Origin of the sequence: Methyloversatilis sp. XJ19-49 (assembly GCF_024580145.1) — a bacterium.
GTDB lineage: Bacteria > Pseudomonadota > Gammaproteobacteria > Burkholderiales > Rhodocyclaceae > Methyloversatilis.
Window position 1 is genome coordinate 155921 of the sequence record NZ_JANINI010000001.1, and the last position, 14497, is coordinate 170417.

9 protein-coding genes and 3 tRNA genes are annotated in these 14497 nt (G+C 64.8%); 10 read left to right on the forward strand and 2 right to left on the reverse strand.

Going from position 1 to position 14497, the window contains the following annotated elements:
* Positions 1-35 precede the first annotated feature (35 nt).
* The 7 genes from rpsO to NMQ16_RS00765 all read left to right on the forward strand — a co-directional run bounded on the left by rpsO (position 36) and on the right by NMQ16_RS00765 (position 6332).
* Positions 36-305: a 30S ribosomal protein S15 gene (rpsO, locus tag NMQ16_RS00735; RefSeq protein WP_069040295.1), complete on the forward strand. Its 270-nt coding sequence runs from the start codon at positions 36-38 to the stop codon at positions 303-305.
* A gap of 158 nt (positions 306-463) precedes the next feature.
* On the forward strand, positions 464-2551 hold the full coding sequence (gene pnp / locus NMQ16_RS00740; RefSeq protein WP_257078909.1) for a polyribonucleotide nucleotidyltransferase: 2088 nt from the start codon (positions 464-466) through the stop codon (positions 2549-2551).
* Between the two features lie 87 nt (positions 2552-2638).
* Positions 2639-2715, forward strand: a tRNA-Pro gene (locus NMQ16_RS00745).
* Positions 2716-2747: 32 nt separating this feature from the next.
* A tRNA-Arg gene (locus NMQ16_RS00750) sits at positions 2748-2824 on the forward strand.
* Between the two features lie 56 nt (positions 2825-2880).
* Positions 2881-2956 (forward strand) — tRNA-His (locus NMQ16_RS00755).
* 196 nt (positions 2957-3152) lie between these two features.
* Positions 3153-3617 (forward strand): prepilin-type N-terminal cleavage/methylation domain-containing protein, encoded by a 465-nt coding sequence (locus tag NMQ16_RS00760; protein ID WP_257078545.1) that lies wholly within the window; start codon positions 3153-3155, stop codon positions 3615-3617.
* Positions 3618-6332 (forward strand): bifunctional diguanylate cyclase/phosphodiesterase, encoded by a 2715-nt coding sequence (locus tag NMQ16_RS00765; RefSeq protein ID WP_257078547.1) that lies wholly within the window; start codon positions 3618-3620, stop codon positions 6330-6332. It begins immediately after the preceding gene.
* 18 nt (positions 6333-6350) lie between these two features.
* On the opposite strand, the gene NMQ16_RS00770 is transcribed toward NMQ16_RS00765, so the two are convergent.
* Positions 6351-7247, reverse strand: a complete 897-nt coding sequence (locus tag NMQ16_RS00770; protein WP_257078548.1) for a recombination-associated protein RdgC — start codon at positions 7245-7247, stop codon at positions 6351-6353.
* 193 nt (positions 7248-7440) lie between these two features.
* On the opposite strand from NMQ16_RS00770, the gene NMQ16_RS00775 reads away from it, so the two are divergent.
* Entirely contained in the window at positions 7441-9402 is a 1962-nt protein-coding gene (locus NMQ16_RS00775; RefSeq protein ID WP_257078549.1) for a DNA topoisomerase IV subunit B, read from the forward strand.
* 144 nt (positions 9403-9546) lie between these two features.
* Positions 9547-11796, forward strand: a complete 2250-nt coding sequence (gene parC, locus NMQ16_RS00780; RefSeq protein WP_257078550.1) for a DNA topoisomerase IV subunit A — start codon at positions 9547-9549, stop codon at positions 11794-11796.
* A gap of 12 nt (positions 11797-11808) precedes the next feature.
* Here the strand turns inward: parC and asd are convergent, their stop codons facing one another.
* On the reverse strand, positions 11809-12678 hold the full coding sequence (gene asd, locus NMQ16_RS00785) for an archaetidylserine decarboxylase (RefSeq protein ID WP_257078551.1): 870 nt from the start codon (positions 12676-12678) through the stop codon (positions 11809-11811).
* 35 nt (positions 12679-12713) lie between these two features.
* Here asd and NMQ16_RS00790 point away from each other — a divergent pair, with 35 nt between their 5' ends.
* The gene (locus NMQ16_RS00790; RefSeq protein ID WP_257078552.1) at positions 12714-14375 is read left to right on the forward strand and encodes an aminotransferase class III-fold pyridoxal phosphate-dependent enzyme; all 1662 of its coding nucleotides are present in this window, start codon (positions 12714-12716) and stop codon (positions 14373-14375) included.
* Positions 14376-14497: the final 122 nt, after the last annotated feature.

Here is a 14497-nt window from a genome sequence, read left to right on the forward strand (position 1 = left end):
AATTTTGGGTTTTCCAGACGAGAGAGTTTAGATAGATGGCTATCGTTACCGCCGAAAAAGCCCGCATTGTGGCTGACTTCCAGCGCGTGGCCGGCGATACGGGGTCACCCGAAGTCCAGGTTGCCCTGCTGACCGCACGCATCAATGGCCTCACCGGCCATTTCAAGGAACACGTGAAAGACCACCACTCCCGCCGTGGTCTGCTCAAGATGGTAAGCCAGCGTCGCAAGCTGCTTGATTACCTCAAGCGCACCGATGCAGACAGCTATCGTGCGCTGATCGGACGTCTCGGGCTGCGCAAGTAATTGCTTCTGCAGACTACGGTCAAGCCTTCATCGGCCTGACACAACACACCGGCGTGAGTCCATGCGACTCCGCCGGTTTGTTTTTTGGCGGGCGCGCAAGTCCGCCGTGAATCGAAACGAAAGGAATCAACTTGCTTAACGCTACCCGCAAGGAATTCATGTTCGGCAACCAGAAGGTTGTGCTGGAGACCGGTGAGGTCGCCCGCCAGGCTGGTGGTGCCGTCATGGTGAGCATCGACGAAACCGTGGTGCTGGCCACCGTAGTGGCCTCGAAGACGGCCAAGCCGGGACAGGACTTCTTTCCGCTCACCGTCGATTACGCTGAAAAGTTCTACGCAGCCGGTCGCATCCCGGGTGGCTTCTTCAAACGCGAAGGTCGTCCGAGCGAGAAGGAAACACTGACGTCGCGCCTGATCGATCGCCCGATCCGTCCGCTGTTCCCGGAAGGTTTCTACAACGAAGTGCAGGTCATCGTGCAGGTGCTGTCGCTGAATCCGGAAGTCGATTCCGACATTCCCGCTCTCATCGGCACGTCGGCAGCACTGTCGATTTCCGGCATCCCGTTCAGCGGCCCGATCGGCGCCGCGCGCGTGGGTTACGCCAATGGTCAGTACATCCTGAATCCGACTGCCACCGAACTGAAGACCAGCGAGCTGAATCTGGTCGTCGCGGGCACCGAAGCGGCCGTTCTGATGGTGGAATCGGAAGCGATGCAGCTGTCGGAAGAAATCATGCTGGGCGCCGTCGTGTTCGGTCACGAACAGATGCAGGCCGCGATCAACGCGATCAACGAACTGGTCGAAGTCGCCGGCAAGCCGGAGTGGGAATGGCAGGCCCCGGCGCGCGACGAGGCGCTGTGGAACAGCATCGTCGGTCTGGCCGAAGCAAAGCTGCAGGAAGCCTACCGCATCACGCAGAAGCAGACGCGCAGCCAGCGCGTGAGCGAGCTCCGCAATGAAGTCGTTGCCGCACTGACCGCCGACGCGGCCAATGCGCCGGACGTCAACACCATCAAGAATTACTTCTTCGACATCGAAGCCCGCATCGTCCGCAGCCGCATCCTGAACGGCGAGCCGCGCATCGACGGTCGCGATACGCGCACCGTGCGTCCGATCCACATCCGCAACAGCGTGCTGCCGCGTACCCACGGTTCGGCGCTGTTCACCCGCGGCGAGACGCAGGCGCTGGTCATCGCCACGCTGGGCACCGGTCGTGACGAGCAGATCATCGATGCGCTGGGCGGCGAATATCGCGACCGCTTCATGCTCCATTACAACATGCCGCCGTTCGCCACCGGCGAAGCCGGCCGTTTCGGCACGCCGAAGCGTCGCGAAATCGGCCACGGCCGTCTGGCCAAGCGCGCGCTGCTCGCCGTGCTGCCGCCGGCCGATGAATTCAGCTACTCGATGCGTGTGGTGTCGGAAATCACCGAATCGAACGGTTCGTCGTCGATGGCCTCGGTATGCGGCGGCTCGCTCGCCCTGATGGACGCCGGCGTACCGCTGAAGGCGCACGTGGCCGGCATCGCCATGGGCCTGATCAAGGACGGCAATCGCTTCGCGGTGCTGACCGACATCCTCGGTGACGAAGATCATCTGGGTGACATGGACTTCAAGGTGGCGGGTACCGACAACGGCATCACTGCACTGCAGATGGACATCAAGATCCAGGGCATCACCAAGGAAATCATGCAGGTCGCGCTGGCGCAGGCGCACGAGGCGCGCAAGCACATCCTGGGCATCATGCAGGAATCGATGAGCGGCGCCCGTGAAGGCGTGTCGACCTACGCACCGCGCCTGCTGACGATGAAGATCAATCCGGAAAAGATCCGTGACGTGATCGGCAAGGGCGGCGCCGTCATCCGCGCGCTGACCGAAGAGACCGGCGCCACGATCGACATCGGCGACGACGGCACGATCACCATCGCATCGGTCAGCGCCGAAGCCGCCGAGAACGCCAAGCGCCGCATCGAGGCAATCACGGCGGAAGTCGAAGTGGGCAAGGTGTACGACGGCACGGTGCTGCGTCTGCTCGATTTCGGCGCCATCGTCAGCGTGCTGCCGGGCAAGGACGGTCTGCTGCACATTTCCCAGATCGCGAACGAGCGCATCGCCAACGTCGCCGACCACCTGAAGGAAGGCCAGCAGGTGAAGGTGAAGGTGCTGGAAACCGACGAGAAGGGTCGCATCCGCCTGTCGATGAAGGCGCTGCTCGCGGCGCCTGAAGCGGCCGACCCGCAGGAGTGATGACTGCGGGGCAGGGTGGATTTTCTTGATCCACCCGCCCTGCAGCCATTGACCGCGCGGCTTCGCGCCGGTAGTATCGCGCGCTCTCGGGGTGTAGCGCAGCCCGGTAGCGCGCTTGCTTTGGGAGCAAGATGTCGGGGGTTCGAATCCCTCCACCCCGACCAGAACATCGGTCCGCAACGCGGTAACTTAGTACCTGCCCGTAGCTCAACTGGATAGAGCAACGGCCTTCTAAGCCGTAGGTTGCGGGTTCGATTCCTGCCGGGCAGGCCAGTTGTACGTGTGGCCCGAGAGTTTCAAGCGCTGATCGCTCGATCAGCGTTCCAGTGGTGGCTGTAGCTCAGTTGGTAGAGTCCCGGATTGTGATTCCGGTTGTCGTGGGTTCGAGTCCCATCAGCCACCCCACTCCCCAAGTCGTTTTCCCCCGCAGTTTCCTTGTTTTGATTCCTGGTTGATCCGCGTTGTGCGGCGTCGCCGAATGCCGGGTAGCGGCAGTCCGGGTTCTCAAGCCATCAGTCCGATCAGCCGTTAATGCCTGATGTGCGAATGACGGTCGTCAGACCCAGCCATGTATTTTCGATTCATCGAGAGGAGGCGGGCGGTGCGGGGGCTAAACCGGATTTCGGGATTCACGCTTGTCGAACTGCTTGCAGTGGTCGCGATCATCGGGGCGCTTGTCGCGATCGCGCTTCCGAACTATGAAGCCTATGTCGAGCGCAGCAAGCAAACTGCTGCGATGGCCGACATGACCAACATCATGATGGCGATCGATCGTCATGTGATCAGGGCGAACGAATTTCCGGCCACGCTCGCCGAGGTGGGCTTCGGCGAGGCACTCGACCCCTGGGGCAACGCTTTCGAATACCTGCGCATCGCCGGCACGCCACGTCCGAATCGGGGCCAGCTGCGCAAGGACAAGAATCTGGTGCCGCTGAACAGCGACTACGACCTCTACAGCATGGGCAAGGATGGCCGAAGCCAGAAGCCGCTCACGGCTGCCACCTCGCGCGACGACATTGTCCGCGCCGGTAATGGCGCGTTTGTTGGCCTGGCCGTCGACCACTGAATGTCTGTCCGACTTCATCTGCGGAGCCGTTTCGGACGCCGCCTCTTCAGCCGGTTCCTGATCGCAGCCCTGCTGCCGATGGTGGTATTGGCGACTTTCGCCTACAGCGAAATGCGCGAGCAGTTGGTGGATCAGCTCCAGCACGCCCTGCGTGACGACAGCAAAAGCCTTGGCATGGAACTCATCAACGAGCTAAGCCTGCGCGTCGGCGTGCTCAAGGAGAGCGGTGCGCGCGAAATAGCGGGGGAGGCAACTGGATTCGTCTGGGTCAGGGACGAACGTGATCCGCAGGTGCCGGCGCTCGATGCCGACGAAGCGCGGGGGCTTGCCGCACACGGCGCAACCGTCCGCCTTTTCGGCGCGCATGCGCCTTTGCTTGTCGTCCGTCGGAGCATCGACAACCGCATCATTTACGGCCGCCTTGACCCGGCTGCCTTGTGGCAGAGACATTCGGTCGATACGCCCTACTGCATTCTCGACAAGCAGCAGCGTCCCATCCTGTGCACGCAGGGGCTGCAGCTCCCGGTGCTTGACCTGTCTTCGAGTGATCGGACACTGATCACCGCATCGTCCAACGGCGTGCCCCACCTCGCGGGTCACTGGAGCGCCCACCTGGAAGGTCTTTACGGGGCCGGCGTTTTTCACGTGGTAACGACTGTCCCCGCGCAGTCGCTGACCTTGCCGCTCGCCCACCTTCGTTACGGGTTCATCGCGATCTTCGCGCTCGCACTGGGCTTGGTCGTCGCGATGGCGGCGAGCCAGATCGGCCGGCAGACAGAGCCCCTTGATGCGCTGACACGGGGTGTCAAACGTCTTGCGCGCGGCGAAATGGATACCCGTGTCGACGTGCCGGGCGATGATGAATTCGCCCTGCTCGGCGCAACCTTCAATACGATGTCCGATCGCCTGAAGCGCAAGTTCGACATGCTTCGATTGCTTGCCGAGCTCGATCGCGCAGTACTCGGTTCGGGCGAGCCGGCACGGGTGACCGAAGCCATCCTTTCGGGCGTGCTCGACGCCATTCCCTGCGACGCTGCAGGCATCGCACTCATCGATGCGAACGGAACGGCCACCTATGCGCGTGCGCGTACCGGCGACGGACAGCTTTCTCCGCGCCTTGATGTGTCGGCCGATGTCCTGACGCAGATCTGCAGCCTCTGCGTCGACGAGTGGAATGATGTTCGGATCGACGTCGAGTCGCTGCTGAGCGGCCAGCCGCAACAGCCGGGCCGGGGTGCGCTGATGTTCCCGGTGCGCAGCCATGGGCGGCTCGACGGTCTGCTCGTGCTCGCGCTGCCGACCAATGGCTGGCAGGACAAGGAGGAGATCATCACCGCCGGACGCAATCTTGCCGATCGGATGTCGGTTGCGGGATCCAGCTTCGCGTGGGAGGAAAAGCTCTACCGTCAGTCACATTACGACGCCTTGACCGGCCTTCCGAATCGCACGCTGCTGCGCGATCGTGTGACGCAGGCGCTCACGCGAGCGGATCGGGAGAAGACGTCGGTCGCCGCCCTGTACATCGATTTTGACGACTTCAATTCCATCAACGAAGCGCTCGGCCAGACTGCGGGCGACATGTTCCTCATCGAGGCGTCGCGTCGCCTTGAATCCCTGATGCGACCGGAGGACACCGTTGCACGTCTCGCCGGGGATAAATTCGTGATGCTCGTAACGGGTATGGATGACGCGGAACGCATGCTTGTGCTGCATGGCATCGCTGAGCGTATCCACCCCTTGCTGGCGTCGCCGGTGCACCTCGACGGTCGGGATGTCATTTCGCAGGCAAGCATAGGCATCTCGCTCTACCCGGACAATTCGGACCACTTCGAATCGTTGATGAGTACTGCCGAAGTTGCGCTTCACGAAGCAAAGAAGTTCAGCCGTGGCGGCTTCAACTTCTATTCGCAATCGATGAATGCGGCGGTGAGCGAGCGCTTCGATCTCGCCCAGGCGCTGCGTCGGGGCGTTCAGAACGGAGAGCTTCTGCTGCACTTCCAGCCGAAGGTGAGCGCGCGCGATGGCGCCATCAGGGGCGCCGAAGCGCTGATCCGCTGGCAATCGCCATCGCGCGGGCTGGTGTCGCCGGGCGCGTTTCTTCCATTGATCGAGGATATCGGTCTGAATGGCTGGCTGACCGACTTCGTGCTCGACACGGCGTGCGCGCAGATGGCGGCGTGGGACAAGGCGGGGCTGCCCCCGATTCCGGTCTCCATCAACGTGAGCCCCGCCGATCTGGGGACTGCGGACTTTTTCGACAGGATTGTGGCGGCACTGCAACGGCACGGCCTTTCGTCCACCCGGCTCGAACTGGAGATTCTCGAAACATCGGAGGTCGGGGCAGGCGGCACGGTGCGCACGACCTTGCAGCGCCTGCGCGACGTCGGCGTGAAGATTGCGCTGGACGACTTCGGTACCGGTTATTCCTCGCTGGTTTATCTGACTGAAATGCCGGCCGACACCCTCAAACTCGATCGCGCCTTCATCCGCAACCTCGTCGGCGACCTGCGTCAACAGGCCATCGTCCGGCAGGTCATTTCGCTTGCCCGATCGCTTGGATTCAGCATCGTCGCCGAGGGCGTCGAAAAGGCCGACCAGCGAGACCTGCTGGTCGACATGGAGTGCGATCTGATACAGGGCTTCCTGTATTCCCGTCCGCTGCCGCCTGAGGAGTTCGCGGCAAAACTGCTCGGGAAGCTGCCCATCGCGGCGTAAACCCGCGCGCGTTGCGCATCAACGCGCGTCCGTGCCGCCCAGCGTCTCGATCAGCTGATCGATCAATCTGCCCAGTTCGCCCGTCATCAACGCGAAGTCGGTGTCGAAGCGCTCGGCTTCATCGCCGCTGCCATCTTCCTTTTCGGTCAGCACGTCTAGCGGCGCGATGCGCTTCAGGGTCAGGGTTTCGGTCAGCGTGAAGGACACCCGTTCGGCCCAGGTCATCGCCAGGCGCGTGCATTGCTTGCCGGCTTCGATGTGGCGGCGCAGGTCTTCGGCTTCCAATGCATGGCGGGTATAGCGCACCGTGGCCTTGGACTGGGTGCTGGACCGCAGTTCGGTGTCCTGATCGACGGTGAAGCCGGCGGGCGCCTCGTCGGACGCCAGCCACGAGGTCATCGCCGACACCGGTGACAGCGCAGTCTGCAGGGGCCGCGCGCCGAGATTTTCGATGCTTTCGTTCAGCAACTGCATCACTTCGTCGCTCTTTGCGCTGGCGGCGGCATCGACGACGATCATATTGCGCACCGGGTCGATCCACACCCGGGTGTCGCGCGCGATGGCGAACGCGCGCGGCAGCAGTTCATTGGTCACCGCATCCTTGATTTCCCGCATTTCTTTGCGGCCCGGCTTGTAACCCTGCTGCTCCTCGATCTCCTGCGCGCGTGCCTTGGCAAACTGATTGATGACCGACGCCGGCAGCAGCTTCTTTTCAACCCGCAGCGCAATCATCATCTGACCGGCCACGGCGTGCACCAGCGACTCGTCGTTGCGCGGCGACACCCAGCCCATGCGCTGCATTTCGATGCTGGTGCCGGGCTGGAAGGCCTGCGCAGCGAGCTTTTCAGCCAGCTGGTCGGGGGTGGCGGTGAACGGCGTGGAGAGGCGGTAGATCTGGAGGTTCTTGAACCACATGGCGTCGGCAAAAAGGGACGCAGTCTACACGAGCGACCCGCCAGGGCGCGCCTCGCCGGACAATCGGCTGCCACGCAACGACGGTATCGACGGCAGGGCGCCATTGCATGCAAACTAGCGCACTTTTCGCGCGGCCTCGTCGGCGCGCGCTGTACCGAACATCTCTGTTCCACCGACCTCAGCCCGCTGCGACATGAACAAACCCAGCAGTTACAACGCCGCCGAAATCCAGGTGCTCGAAGGCATCGCGCCGATCCAGAAGCGGCCGGACATGTACACGCGGACCGAAAGTCCGAACCACATCGTGCAGGAAATGATCGACAACGCCTGCGACGAGGCGCAGGGCGGTTTTGCCGACCGGCTGGGCGTGATCATGCATACCGACGGATCGGTGACGGTGGAGGACAACGGGCGCGGCATTCCGGTCGATATCCATCCGACCAAGGGCGTGCCGGCGATCGAAGTCATCTTCACCATTCCGCACTCGGGCGGCAAGTTCGAAGGCAAGGCCTACCGCATCGCAGGCGGCCTGCACGGCGTCGGCGTCACGGTCACCAACGCATTGTCGAAGCGGCTTGAGGCGACCGTGAAGCGCGCCGGCCGTGAGTACGCGATTGCCTTCGACCACGGTGTATCGCAGGGGCTGACCGAAGTCGGCAGCTGCCCGAAAGCGCACAACGGCACGCGGGTGCGTGCCTGGCCCGACCCACGCTACTTCGCCACGGCGAAGATCAAGCGCGCCGATGTCGAACATCTGCTGCGCGCACGCAGCGCCATGCTGCCCGGCGTGCGCATCGTGTTCCAGGACGAGGAAAGCGGCGACACGCGCGAGTGGCACTACGCGAACGGGCTGGAAGACTATCTGCGCGAACAGCTGTTCGAGGCGATCGGCGACACGGCACCCGGCGCACCGCGTCCGGAAGTGTTCGCCGGTGCGCGCAGCGCACTGCCGGGCTACGACGCGGGCGAGGGCGCCGAGTGGGCGATCGGCTTCGTCGAAGGCGCCTCGGTGCGCGAATCCTTCGTCAATCTGATTCCGACGCCGGGTGGCGGCATGCACGAATCCGGCATGCGCCAGGCGCTGTTCGAATCGGTGAAGGACTACGCGACGCACCATGGTCTGATGCCGGCCAAGCTGGCGCTGCAGTCGGAAGACGTGTCGCATCACGCCAGCTACGTGCTGAGCGCCCGGGTGCTGGAACCCCGCTTCCAGGGCCAGACCAAGGACAAGCTGAACAACCGCGAGGCCGTGAAGCTGGTGTATGAATCGATCAAGGATGCGCTCGACCGCTGGCTCAATGATCACGCGGCCGAAGCACAGCGCATCGCCGGGTTGGCCATCCGCAGCGCGCAGTCGCGCGCGCGCGCCGGCAAGGTGGTTGAAAAGCGTACCGGTTCCGGCGTCACCCTGCTGCCGGGCAAGCTGACAGACGCCACCGGCACGGTGCCGGAGCAGAACGAAATCTTCCTGGTCGAGGGCGATTCGGCCGGCGGCAGCGCAAAGCAGGCGCGCGACCGCACCTTTCAGGCGGTGCTGCCGCTGCGCGGCAAGGTGCTGAATACCTTCGAAATCGACGCGTCGGAAATTTTCGCCAACAACGAAGTGCACGACATCGCGGTGGCGCTGGGCATCGACGCGCACAAGCCGGACGCACCCGACACCGTGCTCGACGGTCTGCGCTACCACAAGGTGATCATCCTGTCGGACGCCGACGTCGATGGCGCGCACATCCAGACGCTGCAGCTCACGCTGTTCCTGCGCCACTTCCCGCGCCTCATTGCGCGCGGCCATGTGTTCATCGGCCAGCCACCGCTGTACTGCATCAAGATCGCCCCGACCAGGGCGCGCCCGGCACGCCGGCTGTACGCGCTCGACGAAGCGGAGCGCGACAGCATGCTGGACGGCCTGATCAATGACGGCATTGCCGAGAGCGCACTGACCGTCAGCCGCTTCAAGGGCCTGGGTGAGATGAATCCGGACGAGCTGAAGGAAACCGCGATGAACCCGGAAACGCGACGGCTGATCCGCATCACGCCGGGCGCCGACGCCGACGTGGTGATGAACACCTTCACCATGCTGATGGGCAAGAAGGAAGCCGAGCGTCGCCGCCGCTGGATGGAACAGGAAGGCGACAGCGTGGTGCCCGATGCGTAATCGAACCCCTGTAGGTTGGGGTGAGCGCAGCGATGCCCAACGTCACACGCCTCTTTCACGACGCGGCCGGCATATGGGCATGTTGGGCATCGCTGCGCTCACCCCAACCTGCGAAGTGCGTTACCCGTCACTGGAGTTCCTGAATTGAGCGACACCCTGTTCGAACCCGACATCGATGACGTGCCGATCGACGCGCATGCGTCGCAGGCCTATCTGACCTATGCCATGTCGGTCGTCACCTCGCGCGCGCTGCCGGGGCTGGAAGACGGCATGAAGCCGGTGCAGCGGCGCATCCTGTTCGCGATGGATGGCTTCGCGCGGCCCGATGCGGCGCACAAGAAGTCGGCGCGCGTGGTGGGCGACGTGATCGGCAAGTACCATCCGCACGGCGACTCGTCGGTGTACGAGGCCATGGTGCGTCTGGCGCAGCCCTTCACGCTGCGCTATCCGCTGATCGACGGTCAGGGCAACTTCGGTTCGATGGACGGCGACAACGCCGCCGCGATGCGTTACACCGAGTGCCGGCTGACCGCCTTTGCGCGCCACGTGCTGCTGTCGGAACTGAACGCGGGCGTCATCGACTTCCAGCCGAATTACGACGGCACGCAGCAGGAACCGGCGCTGCTTCCGGCGCGCCTGCCGGTGGTGCTGGCCAATGGGGCCTCCGGCATTGCGGTCGGCATGGCGTGCGAGATTCCGCCGCACAACCTGCGCGAAATCGGCGAAGCGACCTGCCGTCTGCTGGTCGACCCGCGCATGCCGGACGACGACCTCATCGACTGCTTTCAGGGGCCGGACTTTCCGAATGGCGCGACGCTCATTTCGTCGCGCGAGAGCATCGTCGCCGCCTACAAGGAAGGGCGCGGCTCGTTCCGCATGCGCGCCAATTACGAAGTCGAGGCGCTGGCGCGCGGCCAGTGGCAGATCGTCGTCACGGCACTGCCGCCCGGTGTCAGCACCGGCGCCATCCTGACCCGCATCGACGATCTCGCGAACCCCAGGCCCAAGGGCGACAAGAAGAAGATCAGCGACGACCAGGCGCGCACGAAAACACTGGCCACCTCGCTGATCGACTCGGTGCGCGACGAATCCGATGCGCGCCATCCGGTGCGACTGGTGATCGAACCGAAGTCGCGCGCGGTGAGCCAGGAGGATCTGCTGGCTTTCCTGTTCGCCTATACCGACCTCGAATGCAACACCAGTCTGAACCTGACGCTGCTGGACACGCGCCGCCGGCCCGGCCAGATCGGCCTGCCGGCGGTGCTGCGCCAATGGTGCGACTACCGGCTCGCCGCGGTGTCGCGCCGGCTGACCCAGCGCATCGCCGACATCGACGAGCGCATGCACATTCTCGATGGTCGGCTGGCCATCCTGCTCGACATCGACCGCGCGATCGCCATCATTCGTGCCGCCGACGATCCGAAGGCCGACCTGATGGCCGGTTTCGGCATCACCGAGCGGCAGGCCGAGGACGTGCTGGAAATCCGCCTGCGTCAGCTGGCGAAGCTTGAAGCGATCAAACTGCAGGCGGAGCGCGACGCGCTCGATGCCGAACGCACCGGCCTGCTGGGCATCCTGGGCAGCGACACGGCACTGCGCCGCTTCGTGCGCGACGAGGTGAAGGCCGATGTCGAACGCTTCGGCGACGAGCGGCGCACCCGGGTGAATGCCGATGTGCAGGCGACGCGCGCGCGCGAGGTGCCGCAGATCGACGAGGCGGTCACCGTCATCGTGTCGCGCGGCGGTTTCGGCCGCCTGCGTTCCGGTCACGACGTCGATGAGGCCGCGCTCACCTGGAAGGCCGGTGACGGTCCGCTGGCGGTGCTGAAGTGCCGCACCGTGTGGCCGGTCATCCTGCTTGACGCCGACGGCCGCAGCTACACGATCAAGCCGACCGACCTGCCCAGCGGCAAGGGCGACGGCGTGCCGGTGTCTTCGCTGGCCGATCTGGCCGGCAAGAAGCTGGTCGCGGTGCTGACCGGCGAGCCCGGCTGTCGCTACCTTGTCGCATCGGACGGCGGCTACGGATTCGTCTGCACCATCGAAGACATGGTGAGCCGCAACCGCGCCGGCAAGGCCTTCCTGAATACCGACGGCACGCTGGCATTGCCGCCGCTGCGGCTGCAGCCGGACGACGCCTGGGTCGTGGCGATGTCGGGCGATCGCCTGCTGGTGTTCCCGCTCGACGAAATGAAGACACTGTCCGGCGGCAAGGGCGTGAAGATCATGACGCTGCCCGAAGGCGAATCGCTGGCCATGCTGGATCTGTTCCGCGGCCGGCTCGTGCTGAATGTGCCTGGCTCGCGCGGGCGCCCGAAGGCGCTGACACTGGACGAAGCTGCGCTGATGGCGTGGCGCGGCGTGCGCGCCACCAAGGGGAAGAAGCTGGCCTGATCTCCGATCCGATCACCGGCCCGGCAGGCGCATCAGCGCCTCGCCGGTCCGGATTCGTCGGCCGATGACCGTCAGCGGGTGCAGCGCCATCGACGACGGCGCCAGCACGATGATGGTCGAACCGTGCTGGAACCAGCCCATTTCGTCACCCTTGCGCAGCGTGGCGTCGCAGTCAAGCCGGTGCGGGCCGCGATAGCCGGCGTGCAGCAGCAAGTCGAGGCAGTGCAGTCGCAGGCTGGCCACCAGGATGGCCGCGACCGGCACCAGCAGGACAGGCGTGCCATCGGCCAGCGCGGTGGTGATCGCCGCGCGCTCGTTGCGACAGTACAGCTTGTCCACCCGCGCGAGCGCCGGCGGATTGACGTTCCAGGTGTCGCCCGGAAAGTAGGTCACGTGCGTCACCCGGCAATCGTGCGGCGCATGGAAGCGGTGATACATTGATGCCGTGATGCGCACGGTGGCGTAGCAGCCGTCGCGAAACCGCGCCGCCAGCGCGGCGTCGCCCAGCAGCTCTTCCAGCGTGTAGTGCAGGCCCTTGGCCTGCAGCAGCGTCTCGCCATCGATCCGGCCGCAGGCCACGACGATGCCGTCGCACGGACTGACCAGCGTGAGCGGATCGGCATCGACCGGCCGCGCGCCGGCGCGCAACTCGCGCACGAAACAGTCATGCAGGCTGACAAAGCGCGTCTTTTTCGCTTCCGACAGATCGACGTCACCGAACAGCCGCCACAGCGCGATCGACATGTCGCGCACCAGGGGCTGCTCGATCCGGCTGAACCAGCCGGCGAAGCGGGTCAGGGCGGCGCGCGGCACGCGGTTGGTCAGCGCGAAGTTCAGCGCGTCACGCAGCCGCCGGCGGGCCGGCAGATTGGCGTCATTCATGTTGCCGTAACCTCGCGCTGATATTTCCGTGAGGCATGACTGAAGCCCTCCCTTTCTATGTCGCCGGCGCCGCTGCGCTGCTGGCGCTGCTGCCGCGCGTCAAGCGCCGGCTCGAACTGTCGCGCGCCAAGCACCGCTCGCTCGCCGGCCATTCCAAAATGTCGCGTCGGGTGGCCAGGCTGCTGCCTTTCTACGAATTCGACGCGGCTGACGTGTTCGCGGCAGACGACGCGCCGCCCGCTGTGGTCGAACAGCGCCGTCTCGCCTTCGAACGTCTTGCCGCGCTGTACCGCGAGCGCTACCCGAAGACGCGCGCGCTGACGGCAGAGGTGCAGCCCATGCTGTCCGACCTGCAATTCACCAGCGCCTACCGCGTGCCGTTCCAGTTCAGCCGCCATGTGCGCGAGCATCTGAAAGCCGGCAGCTTTGTCGCATCGTCGTCCGGCGTCACCGTGACCGACCTCGACGGCAACGTCGCCTACGACCTGACCGGCTCGTACGGCGTCAATGTGTTCGGCTACGACTTCTACAAGGGCTGCATGGCGCGCGGCAACGCACAGGTCGAAGCCCTCGGACCGGTGCTCGGCAGTTTTCACCCGCTGCTCGCCGACAACGTGAAACGGCTGTGCGCGATATCCGGGCTCGATGAAGTGTCGTTCCACATGTCCGGCACCGAAGCGGTCATGCAGGCGGTACGTCTGGCGCGCTATCACACGCGGCGCAGCCATCTGGTGCGCTTCTGCGGCGCCTACCACGGCTGGTGGGGCGACGTGCAGCCGGGCGTCGGCAATCCGGTCGCAGCCGAACACACCTACACGCTGAAGGACATGCACGCCGATACGCTGCATGTGCTGCGCACCCGGCGCGACATTGCCTGCGTGCTGGTGAATCCGCTGCAGGCCCTGCACCCGAACGCCGGTGCGCCCGGCGACTCGTCGCTGGTCGATGGCGGCCGGCGCGCTCATTTCGATCGCGCCGCCTACGCCGACTGGCTGCGCCAGCTGCGCGAGGTGTGCACGGCGCGCGGCATCGTGCTGATCTTCGACGAGGTATTCGTCGGCTTTCGGCTCGCGCCCGGCGGCGCACAGGAATATTTCGGCGTGCGCGCCGACATGGTCACCTACGGCAAGACACTGGGTGGTGGCTACCCGGTCGGGGTGGTGTGCGGCAAGGCGGCGCTGATGCGCCGCTACCGCGATGACCGGCCGGCCGACATCTGCTTCGCGCGCGGTACCTTCAATTCGCATCCGCACGTGATGGCTGCGATGAACGAGTTCCTGCGGGCGCTCGATGCGCCCGAAATCGCGGCGCTGTACGACGGCCTCGATGAGCGCTGGAACGCGCGCGCCGAAAAGCTGAACATGCTGCTGGCCGAAGCGGATCTGCCGGTGCGGGTGGTGAACCTGTCGTCGATCTGGACCGTGACCTATAGCGTGCCGTCGCGCTACAACTGGATGCTGCAGTACTACCTGCGTGCCGAAGGTCTGGCGCTGAGCTGGGTCGGCACCGGCCGGCTCATCTTCAGCCTGAATTACGGAGAGGCCGAATTCGATGCCGTCTGCGAACGCTTCGTCGCCGCCGCGCGGCGCATGCAGGCCGATGGCTGGTGGTGGGTGCCGGAAGGCGCGAGCAACAAGCAGGTCAAGCGCCGCATCCTGCGGGAAATGCTGGCGGAGCGGTTTGCGCAGCGCGGTTGAACGCATGGCTGAACAAGCCGGGGCGAGGGTGGAGCAGGGCGTCAGGCGAGCAGCGCTTGCCGCCCGGAGTCCCCGCTGATCATGCGGGGCTGAATTTGTGGGAGCGGCGTCCCCGCCGCGAT